This window comes from Asaia platycodi JCM 25414 (assembly GCF_000614545.1).
GTDB classification, from domain to species: Bacteria; Pseudomonadota; Alphaproteobacteria; order Acetobacterales; family Acetobacteraceae; genus Asaia; species Asaia platycodi.
Genome location: NZ_BAKW01000007.1, coordinates 23,131 through 44,409 on the forward strand (window position 1 = coordinate 23,131; position 21,279 = coordinate 44,409).

The window sequence follows — 21,279 nt, forward strand, 5'->3', positions numbered from 1 at the left end:
TTGCACTCCGGCTTTCAGTTTATCGACTAAAAAGGTTTGGCATATGGTCGAGATTTCCGCTTCAGCGCGTGCGGCATTGTCCAATTCAGAGGCTCCGCGTGGCGTACGCCCGGCCCCTCCGGGCTCCATGGTCATTTTTGGCGGCGGCGGCGATCTGACGAAACGTCTTCTGGTTCCGGCTATCTATAATCTGGACACTGCCGGTCTGCTCAGTGAGGATTTTTCTATCATCGTGGTCGACTGGGCCGAGATGACGACCGAGGCGCTGCTGGAACAGTTAAGCGGTGCGCTCGACGATTTCGTCAGCAAGCGGGGCACCAGCGCTACGGTGCTGCGACAAGACGTATGGGATCGTCTTTCCAAGAGCATCACCTATCTGCGTGGCTCCTTCGAAGAGCTGTCGACTTATGAGGCTTTGAAAGAAAAGCTGGGCGATCGTTCGGCAGTCTTCTACCTGGCTGTCGCAGCCCGTTTCTTCGGCCCCATCGTCGATCTTCTTGGTGAATCAGGTCTCGCCGAACAGACAGACACGATCTCGCGCCGTGTCATCATCGAGAAGCCCTTCGGCGCCGATCTGGAGTCGGCCAAGGCGCTCAATGCGCGTCTTCAGCGTTCGCTCGATGAAAACCAGATCTACCGCATCGACCATTATCTCGGCAAAGAGACAGTTCAGAACATTCTGGCACTGCGCTTTTCGAATGGCTTTTTCGAACCGCTCTGGAACCGTCAGAATATCGACCACGTGCAGATTACAGCCGCCGAGACTGTGGGCGTGGAGCGCCGCGGGCGCTTTTACGAAAGCACGGGCGCTATCCGCGACATGGTGCCGAACCATCTGATGCAGTTGCTGTCGATGGTGGCGATGGAAGCCCCTACCTCGTTCGATGCCGAAGCCGTTCGTGACGAGAAGGCCAAGGTGTTGAGCGCTATCCAGCCAATCGATCTCACGCAGGTTGTGCGTGGACAATATGTCAGCGGGTCATTCGGCGTTGGCGATGAAGCCGAGGCTCTGCGTGGCTATCGTGAAGAGCCCGATGTCGGCATGGGGAGTCAGACCGAAACCTATGTCGCCATGAAGCTGCGCATCGATAACTGGCGCTGGGCTGGCGTGCCGTTCTATCTGCGCACGGGCAAGCGCCTGCGTCGCCGCAAGACCGAGATTGCCATCCACTTCAAGCAGGCGCCGTTTGCACTTTTCCGCGATACGCCGGTCGACAAGCTCACGCCCAATATCATGGTCTTGCATATCCAGCCGACTGAGGGTGTGACCATGCAGTTCTCGGCCAAGGTGCCTGGTCCGTCAGTGCGTCTGGGTGGCGTGCGCATGAAGTTCGATTATTCGGACTGGTTCAGCGAAGGGCCAAGCACTGGCTATGAAACACTTATCTATGATTGCATGATCGGTGATCAGACTCTCTTCCAGCGTGCTGACACGATTGAAGAGGGGTGGCGTATCGTTGAGCCCGCCTTCACCCAGAACATAGCTGACAAGTCACCTCTCTGCTTCTACCCGGGTGGTCTGGATGGGCCGCGTGAGGCTGATGAGCTGCTGGCTCGCAGCGGGCGCCGCTGGCTCGATCTGAACAACTGACGCGCCCTGGCGCCAAGACAGGAATTCTCATGACACATGATCTGGATGCCATTCACGACGCGCTGCCGCCCATGGCATCCACCATCCGCATGGTTGTATCGGATATCGACGGTACGCTGATCGGATCGGACAAAGCCCTCGCCGAGTCCACACTCGAAGCAGCGAGACAGCTTCGCGAGGCAGGCATCGTGCTCTGTCTCGTGAGCTCGCGTTCGGCCGAAGGCATGCTGCGCTATCATCGTGAGCTCGGTCTCAACACGCCGTTCGGTGCGCTCAATGGCGGGTTGATTGTCGGCTCCGATGACGAGATCTTATCGACCTTGTCGCTTCCGGCGGTCTGCGTAGACGGGGCCTGCGATACGCTTTCGGTTCACCACGTCGATACCTGGCTGTTTCGCGGTCATGAGTGGCTCATTCGGGATCCCGGCGCCTTTTATGTCGAGCACGAGCGCAGATCGGTCGGTATCGACCCGGTTGTCGTGCCCGACTTCAAGCCATATCGGGAAGGCGTGGGCAAAATCATGGCGGCGAGCAGCAATTTCGCCTTGCTGCAACGCATGGAGGTCGAGATCGGGGCCATGCTCAAAGGGCAGGCCAGCGTTCATCGATCGGCGAACTACTATCTCGACATCACACACAAGGATGCCAACAAGGGCTTCGCCGCACGCGCTTTGGCCGAGCGTCTGGGCATCCCGATGAGTGAGGTTGCGTGCATCGGCGACATGTCCAATGATGTGCCGATGCTCAGAATCGCCGGGCTCGGTATCGCCATGGGCAATGCGACCGAAGAGGTCAGCGCGCATGCTCATGTGACGACGGGGCGTAATGATGCAGACGGGTGGGCAGAAGCCATGCGGCGCTTCGTCCTCCCTAGGGCCCCCGGTGCGGCCTGACACAAAGGAATGATAAGATGAGTGGACATGATGTGACTTCAGCCCGCGTGGTCGTTCTGGAGGACGGCGAAGCCGTCGCCCAGAAGATGGCGCAATGGCTGCTGGATCAGGCTCTGGCCAAAACCGACGGGCCTTTTGTCATGGCGCTATCGGGCGGTTCGACGCCCAAGCGCCTGTTCAAGATCATGGCCGAGCCGGGATATGCTTCGAAATTCCCGTGGCGCCGCACGCACATATTCTTCGGTGACGATCGGCATGTGCCTTTTACCCATGAAGACAGCAATTATCGCATGACCGATGAGCTTCTGCTCGAGCATGTCGATCTGCCCGCCGAGAATGCGCACCCCATCCCTGCCGATGGCACGGCTGAGCAGGATGCAGTCTGGTATCAAAACGCATTGCAGGATCTCTACGGCAGCCACCATCTGACCCCGGGCAAGCCGCTTTTCGATGTTGTCATGCTCGGCATGGGCCCCGATGGCCATACGGCATCGCTTTTTCCGCGCCAGCCGATCCTGCAGGAGAAGACGAAATGGGTCGCTGCCTGCACGCCCGACAACGCCCCGCATGATCGTGTGTCTCTCACCTATCCGGCCATCCATTCCAGCCACAGCGTTGTTTTTCTGATCGAGGGCGCAGGCAAGGCTGAAATGCTGGCGCGTGTACGCGGCGGCGATGACTCACTTCCGGCATCGCATATCACTTCGGAAGGTGAAGTTGTTTTCCTGGTCGACAAGGCCGCAGCAGGAGTGCTTCAGAATGGCTGAGATCGCACAAGACGCAGCTGCCCGCGTGGCGGAGTTGAAACGCGAGGCTGCAACCCATGCCATTTCCTACATCCAGGATGGCATGGCGGTTGGGCTCGGCACGGGTAGCACGGCGAAATTCATGATTGACGCGCTCGGTGAGCGCGTACGTCGTGAGGGCCTCAAGATACGCGCGATACCGACTTCGGAAGCCAGCGCGGCGCAGGCGCAGAGCCTGAATATTCCCATCACCAATTTTGCCGATGACCCCTATCTCGACGTCGCCATCGACGGCGCCGATGAAGTGCAGACGGGGTCGCTCTTTCTCATAAAGGGACGCGGCGGTGCGCTCTTGCGCGAGAAGATCGTGGCGGTGTCAGCGCGCAAATTCATTGTGATCGTCGATGAGAGCAAGATCGTGACCGATCTGGGCACCCATATGCCCGTTCCGGTCGAGATCATCCCCTGGGGCTGGGAGCGTGTCGAGAACCTTCTGCGCAAGACAGGGGCCAAAACCTGTGTGCCGCGCCGTAATGACGATGGCTCACTGTACATGACCGATAACCACAACATCATTATCGATTGCGATTACGAGCGTATCGAAGACCCTCGTGCGCTTGCCGATCACATCATTTCGATCACCGGTGTGGTGGATCATGGCCTGTTTCTGGATATCACTTCCGAAGTGCTGGTTGCCGGTGCCTCGGGTTTGCAGAGGCTCAAAGCATGAGCGGGGCGATCGCTCAGGCCGGTGCAGGCCTTTTCGTCGTCATGGGTGTCTCGGGCTGCGGCAAGACGACCGTGGCCCAGGGGCTTGCCGATCATTTCGGTACGCCTTTTCAGGAAGGGGACGATCTGCATCCGGCGGCGAATGTCGCCAAGATGCATAGCGGTATTCCGCTTGACGATGCCGACCGTGCGCCCTGGCTCCAGATCTGTCATGAATGGCTGAAGATGCACGCTCAGGGTGGTGGCGTACTGACCTGTTCGGCTCTGAAGCGTAAATACCGGGATACGCTGCGCAACGGGCTCAATGTGACCTTTGTCTATCTCGAAACCAGCGAACGCACGATTGCCGAGCGTCTGAAGCAGCGCATTGGCCATTTCATGCCCCCCAGCCTCCTGCCGAGCCAGCTTGCGACACTGGAGCCCCCCGGCAAGGATGAGAATGTCATCACTGTGGATAGTGCGGGTACGCCCGAACTGGTGATGGGCAAACTCATCGCCTCGCTGAACGCCCGCGCGACCTGAATTCTTACCGTCTCGGATCGGTCCACGCCTGCCATGTGGATCGATCCAATCTGTGTCTGACGTAAACTATCCTCTGCCATCAACAGCTTATGCACAGGCTGATCCGCAGAGTTGTTCCTCGAATCTGGGGATAAGTTTGAAAAGGCGCTGTGCCAGCAGGCAAGGGCCCTAAACAACTCAATTCAGCCTCATTCCCGCCTGACCTTCACAACAAAGTACTCTCATGGTCTTTTTCCTTTATTGCGGAAAAGGAATCAGATGATGGTGAGACAGACTGTGAGGCACGCCCCGATCCGGATCGCAGGCATGGTGACGCTTGGCGTGGTCGTCGTCAGTCTGGGTGGTGCAAGCACCGACATACCGGGCAGGGAGGCGCAGAGGCCAGCTCTGATTCGATCTCTCCCCCGTCATGCTGAGCGTGATGCCGCGAGCCGCCAGCTTTGCAGGCGGTCGTAAAATGGGGCCGGGCTCCATTGCTTACGAGCATAGTCTCTCCCTGATTGTCGCGTCCGGCAAGGTCGGCGCCCATCTTGAGAAATTGCGCGATGAGTGCCTTGCTCAAACCGGGTGCGAGCTGATTTCAGCGTCGGAAGACGCGGATGAAAGCGGGCAGGGAGACAACAGGCGCACGGCCAGGCTTTCAGCGCGCCTTCCTCATGACAAGATCGGGTCCTTCCTCGCCGTCGCAGCCGCTCCGCTGCCGGGCGAGTCTTCAAGCAAGGTGGTGACCCAACAGCTTCGTACCAGCCAGCGTGATCTGAATAACGAGATTACAGATGTTGATCGCCGCATCGTCCAGATGACAGCCTATCGAGACCGCCTGGAGGCGCTTGAGACCCAGAGCGCGGGCAAGACTGATGATCTGATCAAGGTGGCGAAGGAACTGTCTGAGGCTCAGACGGAGCTGGAGAGTGTGGCCCGCGAGGAAAAGGATTTGTCGCGTCGGGTCGAGACTGAAGAGGTCGATGTCACCTATGAATCCGCTCGCGAAAATCTTGGTCCCTTGCGTCGGAGCCTGAAAGAGAGCGGTGCTCTCTTCTCGGAAACCCTTGCGGATCTGTGGGATTTTCTGATCCAGGCCATCGTTTGGGCACCGCTGGTCGTTGTCGGTTTGCTGATCGTCAGATTGGCCATTCGTCGTCGCTGGTTCAGCCCGAAATAAGTGTTTCCTGCTCAGGGAATTGTGAGGTGGCAAACCCTTGCCCCCTCCGCGCGTCAGAGTCGATATGAGAGAGTAAATATTTTGTAATAGAAGAGAGGTCGGCCCTTTGCAGCTTTTCAGTGCCCGAGACGCGCGGCCACGCATGACGAAGAACCACGGCAGACCTATCGATACGGATATCCCCGCCCGGCTCGACCGGCTACCCTGGTCGCGGTTTCATATGCTGATCGTCGTGGCACTCGGGATCACCTGGATACTCGACGGGCTCGAAGTGACGATCATCGGTTCGCTCGCTCCCTCGCTCCAGCGTGGCGATACGCTCGGCCTGTCAGCCGACGGCATAGGCTTTGCCTCATCTGCCTATGTGGCGGGAGCCGTGCTGGGAGCGCTGGTTTTCGGCTGGATGACCGATCAGCTGGGGCGCAAGCAGATCTTCTTTCTTACTCTGGCTCTTTACGTTGTCGGCGTCGGCGCCTCGGCGCTGTCATGGAATCTGACCAGCTTCGCTGTGGCCCGTTTCGTGACCGGTATGGGTATCGGAGGCGAATATTCTGCCATCAACTCCGCTATTGACGAGCTTGTCCCGGCACGGCTGCGTGGCCGTGTTGATGTCATGGTCAACGGCACGTTCTGCTGGTGCTGCCTTCGGGGCGATCGGCTCGGTCTGGCTGCTCAACTCGGCGATCATTCCGATCTGGCTCGCCTGGCGCGTGGCTTTCGCGCTCGGGGCGCTTCTTGGTGTTGCGGTACTTTTTCTCCGTACTTTCGTGCCGGAAAGCCCGAGATGGCTCATGACCCATGGCCGTGTGGAAGAAGCCGATGCGATCGTGAGCCATGTGGAATCCCATTGTGTGGAGCCCGACGGCGGGTGGGGGCAGAAATTGCCCACTGTGCTGATCTACCCCGCAGGGGTATTCAGCCCGGCTGAAATGATCAGGATCATGGTGCAGCGTTATCGCGGTCGCTCGCTTTATGTGCTGGTTCTGATGATTTCACAGGCCTTCCTGTATAATGCCGTGTTCTTCACCTACGGCATGGTACTGACTAAATATCATGGCGTCTCACCGCGTGCAGTTGGCTGGTATATTCTTCCTTTGGCAATAGGCAATCTTTGTGGCCCGCTCATTCTGGCGCGCTGGTTCGATACCTGGGGCCGCAGGCGTATGATCGGACTGAGCTACGCCATCTCAGGTGTGCTCATGATTGCTGTCGCCTATGCCATGGGAATTCACGCTCTGACCGCCGCAAGTCAGACGCTCTCATGGTGCGGTATTTTCTTTTTTGCGTCTGCGGCCGCATCATCGGCCTACCTCACCGCCAGCGAACTTTTCCCTCTTGAAATGCGGGCTTTTGCAATCGCGGTATTCTACGCGGTCGGCACTCTTTTCGGGGGCGTCGCAGCGCCGGTGATCTTTGGCCATCTGATCGGCACAGGGCGACTTTCCCTGCTGGTCATGGGCTATGTCGTGGCGGCGATCCTGATGTTGATTGCCAGCGCGGTCGCCTGGATCTGGGGGGTCGATGCCGAAAACCGCTCGCTGGAAGAAGTAGCACCGCCGCTATCGGAATATTACGCCCGCGAGGAGGAGCGCGCCGTCTGACCGGGCGCGATTCCTTCAGGTCGTGAGTGAGGGCCGATCAGCTTTGATAGAGTTCCAGAGGCAGGCCGTCGGGATCGCTGAAGAACGTATAGAGCTTGCCCGTATAAGGATCGGTTCGTACCGGCTCGCAGGCAACACCATGGCCCTCAAGATGCTGCACGGCTTCCTGCATATTATCGACACCGAACGCCAGATGACGCAGCCCGGCTGCCTCTGGCTGTGTCGGGCGCGAAGGCGGTGTCGGAAAAGAAAAGAGCTCGATCTGCGTGTCGCCAATGGCGACGTCGCATTTCCATGACTGCCGCTGGGCGCGCCAGACCTCTCGTATAATGCGAAATCCGAGGATCTCGGTATAGAAGGCGCGTGACTTCTGATAATCGGACGCGATGATCGCGATATGATGGACGCAGGTGAACATCGTCTGAGACCTATTTCTGACGGGCTTTGCGGCCATTGGACAATTCGGTGACGACACCGTGCATGGTGCGCAGCTCCTGCTCCGTCACCTCACCGCGCTGGAAGAGGTGGCGCAGATTACGCACCATGCCGGGGCGCTTCTGCTCGTTGCGTAGAAAACCGCATTCATCCAGATCGCGTGTCAGATGACCGAGAAAGTTCTCAAGCTCGCCTTTTGTCGCCACATGGGTTTCGTTTGTCATGAGCGCGCGTGGCGGTGTGGTCTCGCAGGCCATCCACCATTCATACGCCATGATCAATACGGCCTGGGCGAGGTTTAGCGACATGAAATCGGGGTTGAGCGGATATCGTATCAGCACATCGGCGCGCGCCATGTCTTCGTTATCGAGCCCGGCCCGCTCGGGGCCGAAAAGCAATCCGGCTTTCAGCCCCCGGTTGGCGATGGCGCGCAGCTCCGAGCTGCGCCGCGGGCGGTCATGACCGTTTTCACGATATGACGCGGTCGTGGGCAGGTGGCCATGACGTGGTGGAGGTCGGCTACCGCCTCATCGACAGTATCGAAAACCTGTGCGGCATCGAGAATGCGATCGGCGCCGGATGAGGCATACCAGGCGCGCTCCTGCGGCCAGCCGTCGCGCGGTGCAACCAGACGCAGGTGAAACAGCCCACCATTCGCCATGGCGCGCGCCGTGGTGCCGACGTTCTCAGCCAGTTGCGGACGGACAAGAATAACAACGGGGCTGAATTCCCCGATCGGTCCGATATCGGCGCCGCCATCACGTCCGGTCATGCGCGCCTCCATGTCGTGCCTTTGGCAGTGTCTTCAAGAATGATTCCCTGTTCGGCGAGCTGGCTGCGTATGCTGTCGGCAAGCGTGAAATCACGGGCTCTTTTGGCGGCGACGCGCTGAGCGATCAGCGCGTCGATCGCGGCATCGTCGGAGCCCGAGCGAAACCATTCATCCGGCGTGGCTTCGAGAAGGCCGATCAAGGCACCGCAGGCTTTGAGCGAGGCAGAAGCCTGTGAGTCTCCACCCAGCGCCGCATCGGCGAGGGGGTGCAGGCAGGCGAGGGCGAGAGGCGTGTTCATGTCGTCGCACAGCGCCTGCATGAAAGCGTCCGGTACAGTGCCCTTTGCGTCTGCAGGGGTCTTTTCCAGCGCACGATAGAAGCGGTCAAGAATGCGCTTGGCCTCGTCCAGCTTCTCCCACGTAAAGTCGAGCACCGAGCGGTAATGCGTGCCGAGAATAAGCAGGCGCAGGGCCTCGGCGGGCGCACGTGTCAGGACCTCACGTATGGAGAAGAAATTACCCAGCGATTTGGACATTTTCTCGCCATTGGAGAGCAGCATGGCGTTATGCAGCCAGTAGCGCGCAAAGCTGCTGCCCGGGTGGCAGCAAAGCGACTGGGCACGTTCGTTTTCATGATGCGGGAACATCAGATCGTCGCCGCCGCCGTGAATATCGAAGCTCGCGCCGAGATAGCGATGCGACATGGCCGAGCATTCTATATGCCAGCCGGGGCGACCGCGCCCATAGGGGCTGTCCCAACCGGGCTGTTCAGGCGCCGAGGGCTTCCATAGAACGAAATCACCCGGATGGCGCTTGTAGGGCGCCACTTCGACCCGTGCGCCTGCCAGAAGATCATCAGGGCTGCGCCCCGAGAGGCTGCCATAGCTGGCGCAGCGATCGACGGCGAAGAGCACGTGACCTTCGGCCTCATAGGCGTGGCCATTGGCGACGAGTTGGGCGATCATGCTCAGCATATCGTCGATATGGTGGGTGGCGCGCGGTTCGATATCGGGTGGCAGAATGCCGAGAGCGGCCACATCTTCATGAAAGGCAACGGTCGTGCGTGCCGTCAGGCTCGCGATGTCTTCCCCGTTCTGCTGCGCCCGTGCAGTGATCTTGTCGTCCACATCGGTGATGTTACGCACGAAAGTGACCGTCGGATAAAGCTGACGCAGCAGACGAACAAGAATGTCGGCGCTGAGCATGGCGCGCAGATTGCCGATGTGCACAGCGTCATACACTGTGGGCCCACAGTAATAGACGCGCACATTGGCAGGATCCAGCGGCGTGAAAACCTGTTTCTGCCGTGTCTGGCTGTCATGAAGGGACAGGGAGTAGGAAGGGCTGGCCATAATCCAGAGTAGATGCGTCAGCCCTGCGCCCAGCGCAACTCTATTTTACGGCTTTGAACGCTGGTTTTCTACCCTTGGTGGTATAAGCAGAACGCCATGACACAACTTCGCTCTACCATCACGGTGCCGCAATGGGGCCAGCATCTGCGCGCGCTGGTCAAGATTGCCGCGCCGCTCAGTTTTTCGCAGCTGAGCGAGATGGCCATGAATGTTACCGACACGGTGCTTCTGGGCAGTCTCGGCGCGGCGGCGCTTGCTGTTGGTGGCATGACCACCAATCTGTTTTTTTGCACCTTCATCACCTTTCAGGCAGCGCTGGGTGGCGCCAGCATATTGATCTCGCGGGCAAGAGGGCGCGCCTTTGCAGCACAGGATGCGCTGGAGGATCTTTCGGGCATCGTCTCTTCAGGTGTGGTGCTCGCGCTTTTGCTCTGCCTGCCTGTTCTGGCCATACTTTTGCCCGCCGCTCGTTGCTCGCGTTTTTCAACGAGCCGTCACAGATCGTCATTCAGGGCAGTCGCTTCATGCATCTGCTGCTCTGGGCGCTACTGCCGAATCTTGTGATCATCGGGTTGTTGCGGATCATCCTGCCCGCCTTCGGCAGCGAGCGCCTGCTGCTCTGGACCATGCCGGGCATGGCAGTCATGAACGGCTTTCTGAATGCCGGACTGATTCATGGCCGCTTCGGTCTGCCTGAAATGGGGCTGTGGGGCTCTGCCTGCGCTACCATCGTGACAGGCTGGTCTGTGGCGCTTCTTCTGGTGGTGCTGTCACGTCGTCAGGCGCATCTGAAGCGTCATCTGCGTCTGGCGCGTCCCGATCCGCGCGCCATGGGTGAGATGCTGCGCCTTGGCCTGCCGATGATGGGCGCCACAGGTGCGGAGTTGCTCGCTTTTCAGATGACGGGGCTTCATGCGGGTGCCCTGGGGGCGGTTTCGTCTGCGGCGCACCAGATCGCGCTGAGCGTTACGAGCACGGCCTTCATGATCAGCCTGGCCGTCTCTCAGGCTGTCAATATACGCGTTGCCTACTGGCTGGGTGCAGGCTCGCCGCGCGCTGCCCTGCGGTCGACAATCGGGGCGATGTTTCTGGTTCTTGTCTGGACCAGCTTTACGGCCACAATATTATTGTTCTTTCCTGATTATATTGCCGGGTTCTATCTCGATGCACAGAGCGCGGACGCGGCCAAGGTCATGCCCATCGCGGTGTCGCTGCTCAAGATTGCGGGCATCTTTCAGATTCTCGATGGCGTCCAGTGTGTGTGCGCAGGGGCGCTGCGTGGCTGCCACGACACTTTCATGCCGATGGTGCTTATGGTCCTGACATATGTTCCGGTTTCGATTTTCGGCGGAGACTGGCTGGCTTTCGAGGGAGGTTACGGCGCCGTCGGTCTCTGGATCGGTCTGGCGACCGGGCTTGGCATTCTGGCGCTTATACTATCGATCCGCCTCGTCATTACGTTCAGGCGCAAGCTTGCGGGTGACGAGCCCGCTATTGCGAACGGGCTCGTCGATCCTGCCTGAGGTGGTCGCTCAGGCTTCCGGGATACGGATGGTCTGTCCCGGATAGACACCTTCGCTATGCGCCAATTCGTCCTTATTGGCCTCATGCAAATCCTGCGCTGTCACGTCGGCATCGGTCTTTTCAGCGATGGCGGCCAGGGTTTCGCCGGGTGCGACCTGATGGAAGACCGGGGCCGGTGTGCCTTTCGGCACTGTGATGTCGGCATGAACCGTGTCGATCCCGGCGATATTGCCAGCAGCCAGAATGATGGCATCGCGTTCGGCCGCGCTCTCGGCTGTGGCTTTGACCGCGATGGTCGTGTCCCGCACCGTGATATGCGACACGGAGAGCTGCGACAGTCCGTATTGTTTGAAAGCTCTCTTGATCAGGCTCTCATGAGGCGCACGCGGGGCAGGGGCGCCTGCAGGATTGATGGCTTCGATTTCTGCCTTGTCGTTAAGCTTACGGCCCGCAGCGCGATTGAATTTGAAAATGGCCATGAAAAGGCTCCTTATGGCTGGAAACGAGATGCACAGGCATTGAGCGTCGTATTTCTGCTGACGTATCAGCTTTGGCTTCGTTCCCTGAAGAGCTGTTTTTGAGCGCGGGGGCGATTTCGATTGACAGGGCAGGGTGGTCCTATACCTGCCGCCGCTATTGCCGGGAACGTGGACATTCCGGCCGTAACCAGACCGGGATCTGCATCCCGAGGTTGCGGTTCGAGGGATGCGCCCGTCTTTCCTAATCAGGGGGAAGGCCTACCGGTGCAACATGCGGTTGCCACGCAGCACAGGGCAGCCCGAAGTCGAAGCGAGTTCTTGCACATGAGCAAGCGCCAAGAGAGCAAGTATAAAATCAATCGCCGTCTGGGCGTAAACCTGTGGGGCCGCGCCAAGTCGCCGGTCAACAAGCGGGAATACGGCCCCGGTCAGCATGGTCAGCGCCGCAAGCAGAAGCCCTCCGACTTCTCGATCCAGCTTATGGCCAAGCAGAAGCTCAAGGGTTACTACGGTAACATCAGCGAGAAGCAGTTCCGCAAGTATTACGATGAGGCCGTGCGTCGCAAGGGCGATACGTCGGAGAACCTGATCGACCTGCTGGAGCGTCGCCTGGATGCGGTGATCTACCGCCTCAAATTCGCGATCACCCCGTTCGCTGCCCGTCAGTTCGTGAACCACGGTCACGTGACGGTCAATGGCCGCAAGGTGAACATCCCTTCGTATCTGGTTCGCGATGGCGACGTGATCGAAGTTCGTGAAAAGTCCAAGCAGCTTGCTGTTGTTCTCGACGCCGCGCAATCCGCTGAGCGCGATGTGCCGGAATACATCGAGGTCGATCATCGCCAGATGAAGGGCAAGTTCGTTCGCAGCCCGCGTCTGTCCGATGTGCCGTACCCCGTGCAGATGGAACCGAACCTCGTGGTCGAGTTCTACTCGCGCTAAACTCCGGTTTCCCTACCGGGTGTTTCTGGCCAATGCCGGATCGGGTTCACCCCCGGTCCGGCATTTGTCGTTTCAGGTATTTGACGTTTACCGAAGGTCTTTTTCGATGTCCGAAGCCGCGTCCGCCCCCGTTTCTGCCACCGGCCTTGCCAGCGAGATCCGGCGCCGCCGGACCTTCGCCATCATTTCCCATCCCGACGCCGGTAAGACGACCCTGACGGAGCGTATCCTGCGCGCTGGTGGCGCTATTCAGCTTGCTGGTAATGTGCGTGCAAAGGGAGAACGCCGCCGCACCAAATCGGACTGGATGGGCATCGAGCGCGATCGTGGCATTTCGGTTGTTACCTCGGTCATGACCTTCGAATATGGCGGCTGCGTCTTCAACCTGCTCGACACGCCGGGCCATGAGGACTTCTCCGAAGACACCTATCGCACCCTGACCGCCGTGGATTGCGCTGTCATGGTGATCGACGCGGCCAAAGGTATTGAGGATCGCACACGCAAGCTGTTCGAAATCTGCCGTCTGCGCGATATTCCCATCGTCACCTTCATCAACAAGATGGATCGTGAGGCGCAGGATTGCTTCGGTCTGCTCGACGAGATTGCGTCGACGCTGGCGCTCGACACCTCGCCTGCCACCTGGCCGATCGGACGTGCGGGGCACTTCGCCGGTACCTATGACATGCGCACGCGTGAGATACGCGGTGAGGCGGCGGGGCTCGCCCAGTCTGATGCCCGTATGGTAGCGCTATCGGAAGAGCTTGAGCTGGCCGAGGCTGCCCTGCCTCTTTTTGATCGTGAGTCGTTCGACGCCGGGCATTTGACCCCTGTTTTTTTCGGTAGTGCGATGAAGGAGATTGGTGTGACCGATCTCCTCGACGCTCTGGTGGCCTATGGTCCCGAGCCTCGTGCACAGCCCAGCGAAACGCGTGAGGTAAGCCGATGAAGAACTGGTGACGGCGCTGATCTTCAAGATCCAGGCCAATATGGATCCGAACCATCGTGATCGCATGGCCTTTGCGCGTATCTGCTCCGGCAAGCTGACGCGCGGCATGCGCCTGAAGCATGTGCGTACTGGCAAGCAATTTGCGCTGCATACGCCGCAATTCTTCTTCGCGCGTGACCGTCAGCTCGCTGAAGAGGCATTTGCAGGAGATGTGGTGGGTCTGCCCAACCATGGGACACTGCGTATCGGCGACACGCTTTCGGAGAGTGAAGAGCTGCGCTTTACCGGCGTACCGCATTTTGCGCCTGAAATCTTGCGCCGTGTCCGTCTGGACGACGCCATGAAAGCCAAGAAACTGCGCCAGGCTCTGGTTGAACTGGCGGAAGAGGGGGTTGTGCAGCTCTTTCGCCCGCAGGATGGCCTGCCGCCGATTGTCGGGGTAGTGGGCACGCTGCAGCTTGACGTGCTGCAATCGCGGCTTCAGGGGGAATATGGTGTGGCCATCGGTTTTGAATCGACGCCCTATACTATTGCACGGTGGGTAACGGGCGAGCGAGGCAAGATCGAGACTTTCTCGATGGTCAATCGCTCGGCCATGGCCGATGATCTGGATGGCGATCCGGTATTTCTTGCCAGTTCCAACTTCATGATGCGTCGCACGGTCGAAATGAATGCAGACCTCGCCTTCCACGATATCAAGCAGATCGGCCTGAGCGCCTGACCAACATTCACTGGGTTGGAGAAAAAGCCCCGTTTTTCGGGGCTTTTTTTATGGCTGTCGGGCGGACGGCTGTTCACCGTAAGGCGCGGCGAAAATGAACCTGTGGCTGACCTGTCGCCGGCGTGCGTGGGTTGTGACGGCGATCAGGGAAGAGGGCGCCACTCAAAGCATGAGCAAGACGATCGTGCCGAATGCAATCAGCCCGCCAAGGATGGCGCCTATAGTGAGGCCTATCCCGTCCTGACGATTATCAAGCGAAGAGCGGTGAAGGTTCGGCACGTCGCCAAGGTGTGAAATCCGGGTCATGACAAACTCCCTTCAAACGGGATTGGTGGCACGCCTCCTTTATCGCAGATTACATATTAGTAATGAATTGTTTTAATTGCATGGCTGACAAGCAAACAAAAAGGCCCTTGGCATGACTGCCAAGGGCCTTTTCTGAACCAATCAGGAGGCTGCCAAGGCAGCCTTCAGATCAGGCCGAAATCAGCGAAGGATGATTTGACGCGACGGTTCTGCGGCTCACGGGTGTTCGGACCCGTCGGGACCAGCGGATGCTGCTCACCATAGCCGTGGATGTCGATCGCAGCGGCAGGAACGCCGTCACGGATCAGCTCAGCCTTGACCGACTGTGCACGACGGACCGAGAGGCCCTGGTTGTACTTCTGGCCGCGAGCACCGGGGTGCGCAGCAGAGTTGTCGGTGTAGCCGTTGACTTCGATGCGCGTCGTCTGGACGTGCGTGGAAGCCTGAGCTGCCTGGGCGACGATCTCACGAGCGCGGCCCGTCAGGTTCGACTTGTCCCAATCGAAGAACACCAGATAGGTGCGAGCAGGCTGAACCGGGGGCGGAACAACAACTGCAACCGGCGGCGGCGGCGGGGGAGCCGTGTCGAAGGCATAACGCAGGCCGACGATGAACTGATGATTGAAACGGTCATCAAAGTTCACGTTGCCCTTGTGCAGGCCCGAACCATTGCGGTTCCACGTGGTGGAGCGGTATGCACCTTCCGAGAAGGTCTGGCCGATCATGCGGTATTCACCGGTGATGGCGAGGCCCGGAACACCCGGAATGTCATAGGCTGCACCGACGATGCCTGATAGGCAAAGCCACCCTGCGTGCCGCCAACGCGATTGGTCACGCCATTGGTGTAGGACGTGGTGATCGGGTTGTAGTGCTGCCACAGGTAACCTGCACCGACACCGACGAACGGCGTGATCGGCAGGTTGATGCCGAACTGGGCCAGATCGATATCATACAGAACGTTGACAAAGCCACCGTAGGACTGGTCGGAACCGCTGGTCGTGCCGTTCGCGTAGGTCGGGCGACGATGGTTGATCTGGGAGTAGTTGTAGACACCCTCAACTTCAGCGCGCAGACCGTTGCCGAAGCCCCAGCCGAACGAACCGAAGCTCGTGAAGCCGTCCTTGTGGCGGTAGCGCGAGCTGCTGCCGCCCGCGCCGTTCCCACCGTCAGCCTGCGTGGTCGGCGAGAAGGTAGCGTGCTGCTGCTGAACCAGATTGTAGCCACCGCCGATATTGACATACGGGCCGGTGATGGTGCTCGCCATGGCGATCGTCGGGGCGGCTGCCATCGACGTCATGGCCAGAAGTGCCGTGCGGAGACGCATTAGTTTCGTCCTCATAAATTCATCCATTCAAGCCTGTGTCGTTGCCCCCGGAGAGGCGAAGCAACAACAGGCTCAGCGCGATGCATAAGTGCGTATAGAGCCGTCAGTTCCGGTTCAGGAAGTGAGTTCCATGGGTATTTGACGATTAGACGAAGTAGCCGTGTCCAAACTGCAACACTTCATTCCGTCCGATTAACAATTTCTTATGCAGCGCCCCGTTCTAACGGGGTTTTTTCTGATTCGTATCATCAACGGATCGTGAGGAGACTGACTGATTCGTAAGGAAAATCAGGAAACAGCCCCGTTTTGGTTACGCCCGGCACCCCGCCTGCACCAAAACGTCACGCACCGTGTCCATTTCAACATCGCGACTGGTAAATGCCTTGCCGATTCCGCGCATCAGCACGAAAGACAGCCGCCCGTCCTGAACCTTTTTGTCGCGGGCCATGGAACCGATAAGTTCTTCTGCGCTCAGGGTTTCGTCGAACCAGTCGAGACCGGCGGGCATGCCCAGACCGCGCAGATGCGCGTCGAGGCGCTGCATGTCCCTTTCGGGGCAATGCCCCAGGCAACCGAGAGAGCCGCAGCGAGATGCAGCCCTATGGAGACGCCCTCACCGTGCAGAAGACGCCCGTCATAGTTGAAATGAGCTTCCAGGGCATGGCCGAAGGAATGGCCCAGATTGAGCAGGGCGCGGCCATCCTGGGCAGCAGTTTCCTTCTCGTCGTCCATGACCACGCGCGCCTTGAAGCTGCAGGCCCGCTGAACGGCCTCGGCAAGTGCTGCGGGGTCACCATCCAGTATGTCGGCGCCATGAGCCTCGCACCAGGCGAACAGTTCCGGGTCTGCGATCAGCCCTGCCTTGACGATCTCAGCATAGCCCGCGACCCGCTCGCGACGCGAGAGGGTTGCCAGTGCCGAACTGTCGGCCAGCACGAGCTGCGGCTGATAGAAAGCGCCGACAAGATTTTTTCCGGCGCGGGCATTCAGCCCCGTCTTGCCGCCGACGGAGCTATCGACCTGCGATAGTAGAGTGGTCGGGATCTGGACAAAAGGAACGCCGCGCAGAATGCTGGATGCGACGAAACCCGAAAGATCGCCTACGACACCGCCGCCCAGGCCAATGACTGTCGTGCGCCGCTCCATGCCATGGTCAAGAATGTCGTTGATGAGCTGCGCATAGCGCGTGAGGGATTTCGATTCCTCGCCTACCGGCACGATGAAGGCTTCTGCCTTGATGCCAGTCTCGGCCAGAGCAGCCATGAGGCGTGGCAGGTGCAGGACCGCGACATTCTGATCTGTGACGACTACGACGCGCTTCTGCGGCAGGAAAGGCGCCAAATAGGCGCCAGCGCGGCTGATCAGATCCGAACCGATGAGCACATCATAATGATGCGATTCCAGCGTGACAGGCACCCTGAGCGGATGCGCATGAGATTCGAGGGCTTCGATTATACGCTGGGCGCCGTGATCGACGCTGTCATCTCCACAATCCACGATGATATCGGCCTCTGCATAAATAGGGTGACGCTGTGCCTGAAGTGTCACTAGGGTTGTCTCGACATTGCCCTTGTCGAGAAGCGGGCGCCCCGTGCGTCCTGAAACGCGCTTGACCAGAATGGGCAGCGGGCAGCGCAGCCAGATCGAGCGGGCATGTTTCTTGACGAGTCTGCGTGTCTGGGAGTCGATGAAGCTCCGCCGCCAGTGGCCAGCACCTTCGGCGGGCCTTGCAGCAGGCGCTGGATCACGCGTCGCTCTCCGTCGCGAAAAGCGGGTTCACCATGGCGGGCGAAAATTTCTGCAATGGTACACCCGGCAGCCCTTTCGATCTCGTGATCGGCATCAACGAAATCGAGCCCGAGTCGAGCCGCAAGGCGCCGACCGATCGTCGTCTTTCCTGCGCCCATCAACCCGACAAGGACGATAATGCCGTGCGAGGAGGCGATCTGGGGGGAGACCGATCCCGGTACGGGATCAGGCAGGTCGGTCATCGTTCGGTTTCGATCAGAAAAAAAGGTGGGGCGTGACATTCATGCAAGGCTAACATACAGGAAAGCCACTCGCCACCGACCTGACCCCGAGCGGGTCGGGCTATGTGACGAAATTCCGTTTTCGCGCCTATTGTTCAGGAGCCTCCATGTCCACGTTGAGCTTTCCGAGGATCGCCCTCGCCCTTCTCGTTCTGCTCGTGCTGGGTCTGGGCGGCGCCTTTCTGAAGCTGGGCATGAACCCGCCTCTGCCGGTTCAGACCATCGTGCATAAAGAGCTTCCCGGAACACAATTCGCCGCGACCCGGGATCAGGCAACGCCGCAGGCCGGTCAGCCGCTTCCGGCCATGCCGGAGCCCGTCGCCGCCCCGACGCTTCAACACTGAACGCTCCCTCTTTGACGAAACGGGGAACCGCCCTGCCACCTGCGGCCGAGGCTTTTCTCGAAATGTTGCTCGCTGAGCGCAATGCCGCCCTGCGCACGCGCCAGGCTTACGCCGCCGATCTGGACGATTTCGTCGCTTTCCTGCGTCATGCTTCACCGGGCGGCGCAGGCGCAATTCTGAACGCCGATCGGGCCGCTATCTCTGCCTATATGGCCCTGCAGACTCAGGCCGGGCTCTCGTCGCGTACCATGGCGCGGCGGCTCTCCTGTCTCAGGCAGTTCTTTCGTTTCGCATTGAGGGAAGGATGGTGCGCCGCCGATCCGACTGAAACTGTGGTCATGCCACGGCATCAGAGCATTTTGCCCAGATTGCTCTCGCAGGATCAGGTGACGGCCCTGATCGACAAGGGCTGCAACGGGCATGACGATCCACGACGCGATATTGTGAGCCGGGCCGCTCTCGAACTGCTCTACACGACCGGGCTGCGTATTTCCGAACTTCTCACCCTGCCGGGAAGGGTATTCATGCGTGACGCTCCCATGGTGCTGATCAGAGGCAAGGGGGGGCGTGAGCGGCTCATTCCCGTATCCCGTGCCGCGAGGGAGGCTGCGCTCGCCTGATGCATCATGACCGGGACATCGAGAGCCCCTATCTTTTCCCGGGGCGTAATCCGTCGAAACCACTCACACGTCAGGGGTTCGACAAGATCCTGTGTCAGGTTGCGATCAGGGCCGGAATCGACCCCGATCTTGTCTCGCCGCATGTGCTGCGTCACTCCTTTGCGACTCATCTGCTTGAGCGTGGGGCCGATCTGAGGGCGTTGCAGATGCTGCTCGGTCATGCCGATATCGCCACCACCCAGATCTATACGCATGTGATGCAGGAGCGGCTCAGACAGGTGCTGACCCAGCATCATCCGCTCTCAGACGAGACGGTCTCGTGACGCAACGGATTGTTGTCGGGATGGAAGCCGTGCTATCGGCGGGTCATGCGTCAGTATCTCGATTTCGAAAAGCCGGTTGCCGAGCTTGAAAACAAGATTGCCGAACTTCGTCAGATGGCGAAGGACGGCGAAGGCATCAACATCGCCGACGAAATCGGCAAGCTCTCCGACAAGGCGGAGAAGCAGCTTCGGGCAGCTTATACCAAGCTGACGCCCTGGCAGAAGGTGATGGTGGCCCGCCATGCCCAGCGCCCTCGCGCCCTCGACTATTTCAAGGGGCTGCTTGAGGAATACACGCCGCTGGCAGGCGATCGCCTCGGTCATGACGATCAGGCCATCGTTGGCGGTCTGGCCCGCTTCCGCGGCCAGGCCGTGATGGTGATCGGCACAGAGCGTGGTTTTGATATGGAGTCGCGCCTGCGCCATAATTTCGGCATGCCCAAGCCCGAGGGCTATCGCAAGGCGCAGCGCCTTGTGGAAATGGCCGGGCGATTCGGTCTGCCGATTCTCACCTTCATCGACACCTCGGGCGCCTGGCCCGGGATCGATGCCGAAGAGCGCGGCCAGGCTCAGGCCATTGCCCGCTCAACCGATTGCTGCCTGCGTGCTCCCGTGCCTTTAATAGCGATCATCATCGGTGAGGGTGGCTCCGGCGGCGCCGTGGCGCTGGGCGCCGGAGATCGCGTGCTGATGCTTGAGCATTCCATCTACTCGGTCATCGCGCCGGAAGGCGCTGCGTCGATTCTCTGGCGCGACCCCAAGCAGGCCTCGACCGCTGCCGAGGCGCTGAAGCTGACTGCTCAGGATCTGCTCAAGCTGCGCCTGATCGACCGGATCATTCCTGAACCGATCGGAGGCGCCCAGCGCTTCCCGGACGAGGCTATCGCCTCGGTGGGCGATGCCATCGGCGATATGCTTGGCGAACTTCTGCCGTACGAAAGCGAAAGCCTCGTTGCCAAGCGCCGCGAGAAGTTTCTCGCCATGGGGCGCGAGGCGCTCTAGGGAGGCAAGAGCGGGGCGATCCGCTTTTCGAGATGAACAGTCCGGACGCCCGACCGCCAGGTCGGGCGTTTTGTTGTTTTAGGGGGCAGGTTCGCCCGCAACTGGCGTGACACCGAGCGACTCGATCAGTGCCTTGATGCGCTGACCCGCGGCCTCGACTTTTTCGCTGTCATAACCCTTGGCCACGAGAGACACGCCCCGGCGCCCATCGGGCCTTTCGAAGGGATAGGAGCCCAGATCGAGTTCGGGGAAATCGTTCTGTATGGTTTCGAGCCCCTCGGCCAGCGTCCCTTCGCGCAGATCAGCATGCCAGGCGACCGAACAGAGTGGCGCACCGCCCTGGAGCGTAGGTAGCAAGGCCGTAAACATCGATTGCATGATCGAGGGCACGCCCGCCATCACATGAACATTGGCGATGGAGAATCCCGGCGCGATCGAGACGGTATTGCGTATCGGAACGGCGCCGCGTGGCAACCAGGCCATGCGCTGGCGGGCCTTGTTGAATTTTTCCTTGCCCAGATAGGCTTCGAGCGCCTGATAACTCTCTTCATGGCATTCGAGCGGGACGCCGACGGCTTCCGCGACGCATCCTGCGGTAATGTCGTCATGGGTCGGGCCGATACCGCCCGTCGTGAAGACGTGATCGAACTGGGTGCGACATGTGACGACGGTTTCGACGATCTTTCTGGCCTTGTCCGGGATGACGCGCACTTCTTCAAGCGCGATTCCGGCCTGGGCTAGGCCCGTAGCGATGAAACGGATATTGGCGTCCTGCGTACGGCCCGAGAGAATTTCGTTGCCGATGATCAGGAGACAGGCTGTGGGAGTCATGACTAAGTCCCTCTGAGTGACGAGGAATGAAAACGTCGACAACCATACAGGGTCGCCTTGCGTTAAACCTCTAGTAATCGATGA

At 59.6% G+C, this 21,279-nt stretch carries 18 protein-coding genes and 6 pseudogenes; 14 read left to right on the plus strand and 10 right to left on the minus strand.

Translation table 11 applies throughout. The features are described 5' to 3' along the window. Positions 1–43: 43 nt before the first annotated feature. The 7 genes and pseudogenes from zwf to JCM25414_RS18160 all read left to right on the plus strand — a co-directional run bounded on the left by zwf (position 44) and on the right by JCM25414_RS18160 (position 7,244). Positions 44–1,591 (plus strand): glucose-6-phosphate dehydrogenase, encoded by a 1,548-nt coding sequence (gene zwf / locus JCM25414_RS07295; RefSeq protein ID WP_025841199.1) that lies wholly within the window; start codon positions 44–46, stop codon positions 1,589–1,591. A 29-nt stretch (positions 1,592–1,620) separates the two neighbouring features. Further along, positions 1,621–2,484, plus strand: coding sequence for a Cof-type HAD-IIB family hydrolase (locus JCM25414_RS07300; RefSeq protein WP_025841200.1), 864 nt, complete (start codon positions 1,621–1,623; stop codon positions 2,482–2,484). Between the two features lie 17 nt (positions 2,485–2,501). Beyond that, complete coding sequence (pgl, locus tag JCM25414_RS07305) at positions 2,502–3,251, plus strand: 6-phosphogluconolactonase (RefSeq protein WP_025841201.1); 750 nt, start codon at positions 2,502–2,504, stop codon at positions 3,249–3,251. Next, the gene (gene rpiA / locus JCM25414_RS07310) at positions 3,244–3,960 is read left to right on the plus strand and encodes a ribose-5-phosphate isomerase RpiA (protein ID WP_035442881.1); all 717 of its coding nucleotides are present in this window, start codon (positions 3,244–3,246) and stop codon (positions 3,958–3,960) included. Before pgl ends, rpiA begins: the two co-directional genes overlap by 8 nt. Beyond that, positions 3,957–4,481 carry a gluconokinase gene (locus JCM25414_RS07315; RefSeq protein WP_025841203.1) on the plus strand — a complete coding sequence of 175 codons (525 nt, stop codon included), beginning with the start codon at positions 3,957–3,959 and terminating at the stop codon, positions 4,479–4,481. Before rpiA ends, JCM25414_RS07315 begins: the two co-directional genes overlap by 4 nt. 409 nt (positions 4,482–4,890) lie before the next feature. Next, complete coding sequence (locus JCM25414_RS07325) at positions 4,891–5,643, plus strand: DUF4349 domain-containing protein (RefSeq protein ID WP_081775834.1); 753 nt, start codon at positions 4,891–4,893, stop codon at positions 5,641–5,643. A gap of 142 nt (positions 5,644–5,785) precedes the next feature. After that, positions 5,786–7,244, plus strand: a pseudogene (locus tag JCM25414_RS18160) (MFS transporter). A gap of 37 nt (positions 7,245–7,281) precedes the next feature. Here JCM25414_RS18160 and gloA2 read toward each other — a convergent pair. From gloA2 to cysS, 3 genes and pseudogenes are all read right to left on the minus strand, one after another. Continuing rightward, on the minus strand, positions 7,282–7,662 hold the full coding sequence (gloA2, locus tag JCM25414_RS07335; RefSeq protein WP_025841206.1) for an SMU1112c/YaeR family gloxylase I-like metalloprotein: 381 nt from the start codon (positions 7,660–7,662) through the stop codon (positions 7,282–7,284). 10 nt (positions 7,663–7,672) lie between these two features. Further along, positions 7,673–8,451, minus strand: a pseudogene (locus JCM25414_RS18165) (RNA methyltransferase). Further along, the gene (gene cysS, locus JCM25414_RS07345; RefSeq protein ID WP_025841207.1) at positions 8,448–9,803 is read right to left on the minus strand and encodes a cysteine--tRNA ligase; all 1,356 of its coding nucleotides are present in this window, start codon (positions 9,801–9,803) and stop codon (positions 8,448–8,450) included. Before cysS ends, JCM25414_RS18165 begins: the two are co-directional and overlap by 4 nt. A gap of 96 nt (positions 9,804–9,899) precedes the next feature. Between cysS and JCM25414_RS21585 the strand changes: the two genes are divergently transcribed. Continuing rightward, positions 9,900–10,367: an MATE family efflux transporter gene (locus tag JCM25414_RS21585; RefSeq protein WP_051535749.1), complete on the plus strand. Its 468-nt coding sequence runs from the start codon at positions 9,900–9,902 to the stop codon at positions 10,365–10,367. Next, a complete protein-coding gene (locus JCM25414_RS18170) occupies positions 10,328–11,326 on the plus strand; it encodes an MATE family efflux transporter (RefSeq protein WP_051535750.1) in 999 nt (332 codons plus the stop codon). The genes JCM25414_RS21585 and JCM25414_RS18170 overlap by 40 nt, the downstream gene beginning before the upstream one ends. A gap of 9 nt (positions 11,327–11,335) precedes the next feature. Here the strand turns inward: JCM25414_RS18170 and JCM25414_RS07355 are convergent, their stop codons facing one another. Continuing rightward, positions 11,336–11,806, minus strand: coding sequence for a LysM peptidoglycan-binding domain-containing protein (locus JCM25414_RS07355; RefSeq protein ID WP_025841208.1), 471 nt, complete (start codon positions 11,804–11,806; stop codon positions 11,336–11,338). A gap of 324 nt (positions 11,807–12,130) precedes the next feature. Between JCM25414_RS07355 and rpsD the strand changes: the two genes are divergently transcribed. Next, positions 12,131–12,748 (plus strand): 30S ribosomal protein S4, encoded by a 618-nt coding sequence (rpsD, locus tag JCM25414_RS07360; protein ID WP_025841209.1) that lies wholly within the window; start codon positions 12,131–12,133, stop codon positions 12,746–12,748. 106 nt (positions 12,749–12,854) lie between these two features. After that, positions 12,855–14,415, plus strand: a pseudogene (locus JCM25414_RS18175) (peptide chain release factor 3). Between the two features lie 162 nt (positions 14,416–14,577). Here JCM25414_RS18175 and JCM25414_RS23330 read toward each other — a convergent pair. The 5 genes and pseudogenes from JCM25414_RS23330 to JCM25414_RS24800 all read right to left on the minus strand — a co-directional run. After that, on the minus strand, positions 14,578–14,721 hold the full coding sequence (locus JCM25414_RS23330; protein ID WP_159101725.1) for a hypothetical protein: 144 nt from the start codon (positions 14,719–14,721) through the stop codon (positions 14,578–14,580). 164 nt (positions 14,722–14,885) lie between these two features. Next, positions 14,886–16,045 (minus strand): annotated as a pseudogene (locus JCM25414_RS18180) (OmpA family protein). 310 nt (positions 16,046–16,355) lie between these two features. Then, a complete protein-coding gene (locus JCM25414_RS24795) occupies positions 16,356–16,553 on the minus strand; it encodes a hypothetical protein (protein ID WP_242403431.1) in 198 nt (65 codons plus the stop codon). After that, positions 16,517–17,542, minus strand: coding sequence for a 3-dehydroquinate synthase (aroB, locus tag JCM25414_RS18185; RefSeq protein ID WP_369346024.1), 1,026 nt, complete (start codon positions 17,540–17,542; stop codon positions 16,517–16,519). The genes JCM25414_RS24795 and aroB overlap by 37 nt, the downstream gene beginning before the upstream one ends. Before the next feature lie 3 nt (positions 17,543–17,545). After that, positions 17,546–18,075: pseudogene (locus JCM25414_RS24800) on the minus strand (shikimate kinase); the annotation flags it as partial. A 107-nt stretch (positions 18,076–18,182) separates the two neighbouring features. Here JCM25414_RS24800 and JCM25414_RS07390 point away from each other — a divergent pair. From JCM25414_RS07390 to JCM25414_RS07400, 3 genes and pseudogenes are all read left to right on the plus strand, one after another. Then, a complete protein-coding gene (locus JCM25414_RS07390; RefSeq protein ID WP_025841212.1) occupies positions 18,183–18,419 on the plus strand; it encodes a hypothetical protein in 237 nt (78 codons plus the stop codon). A 62-nt stretch (positions 18,420–18,481) separates the two neighbouring features. Continuing rightward, positions 18,482–19,362, plus strand: a pseudogene (locus JCM25414_RS24805) (tyrosine recombinase). 45 nt (positions 19,363–19,407) lie between these two features. Further along, positions 19,408–20,364, plus strand: coding sequence for an acetyl-CoA carboxylase carboxyltransferase subunit alpha (locus JCM25414_RS07400; protein WP_025841213.1), 957 nt, complete (start codon positions 19,408–19,410; stop codon positions 20,362–20,364). A 78-nt stretch (positions 20,365–20,442) separates the two neighbouring features. Here the strand turns inward: JCM25414_RS07400 and JCM25414_RS07405 are convergent, their stop codons facing one another. Further along, positions 20,443–21,195: a competence/damage-inducible protein A gene (locus JCM25414_RS07405; protein ID WP_025841214.1), complete on the minus strand. Its 753-nt coding sequence runs from the start codon at positions 21,193–21,195 to the stop codon at positions 20,443–20,445. Positions 21,196–21,279: the final 84 nt, after the last annotated feature.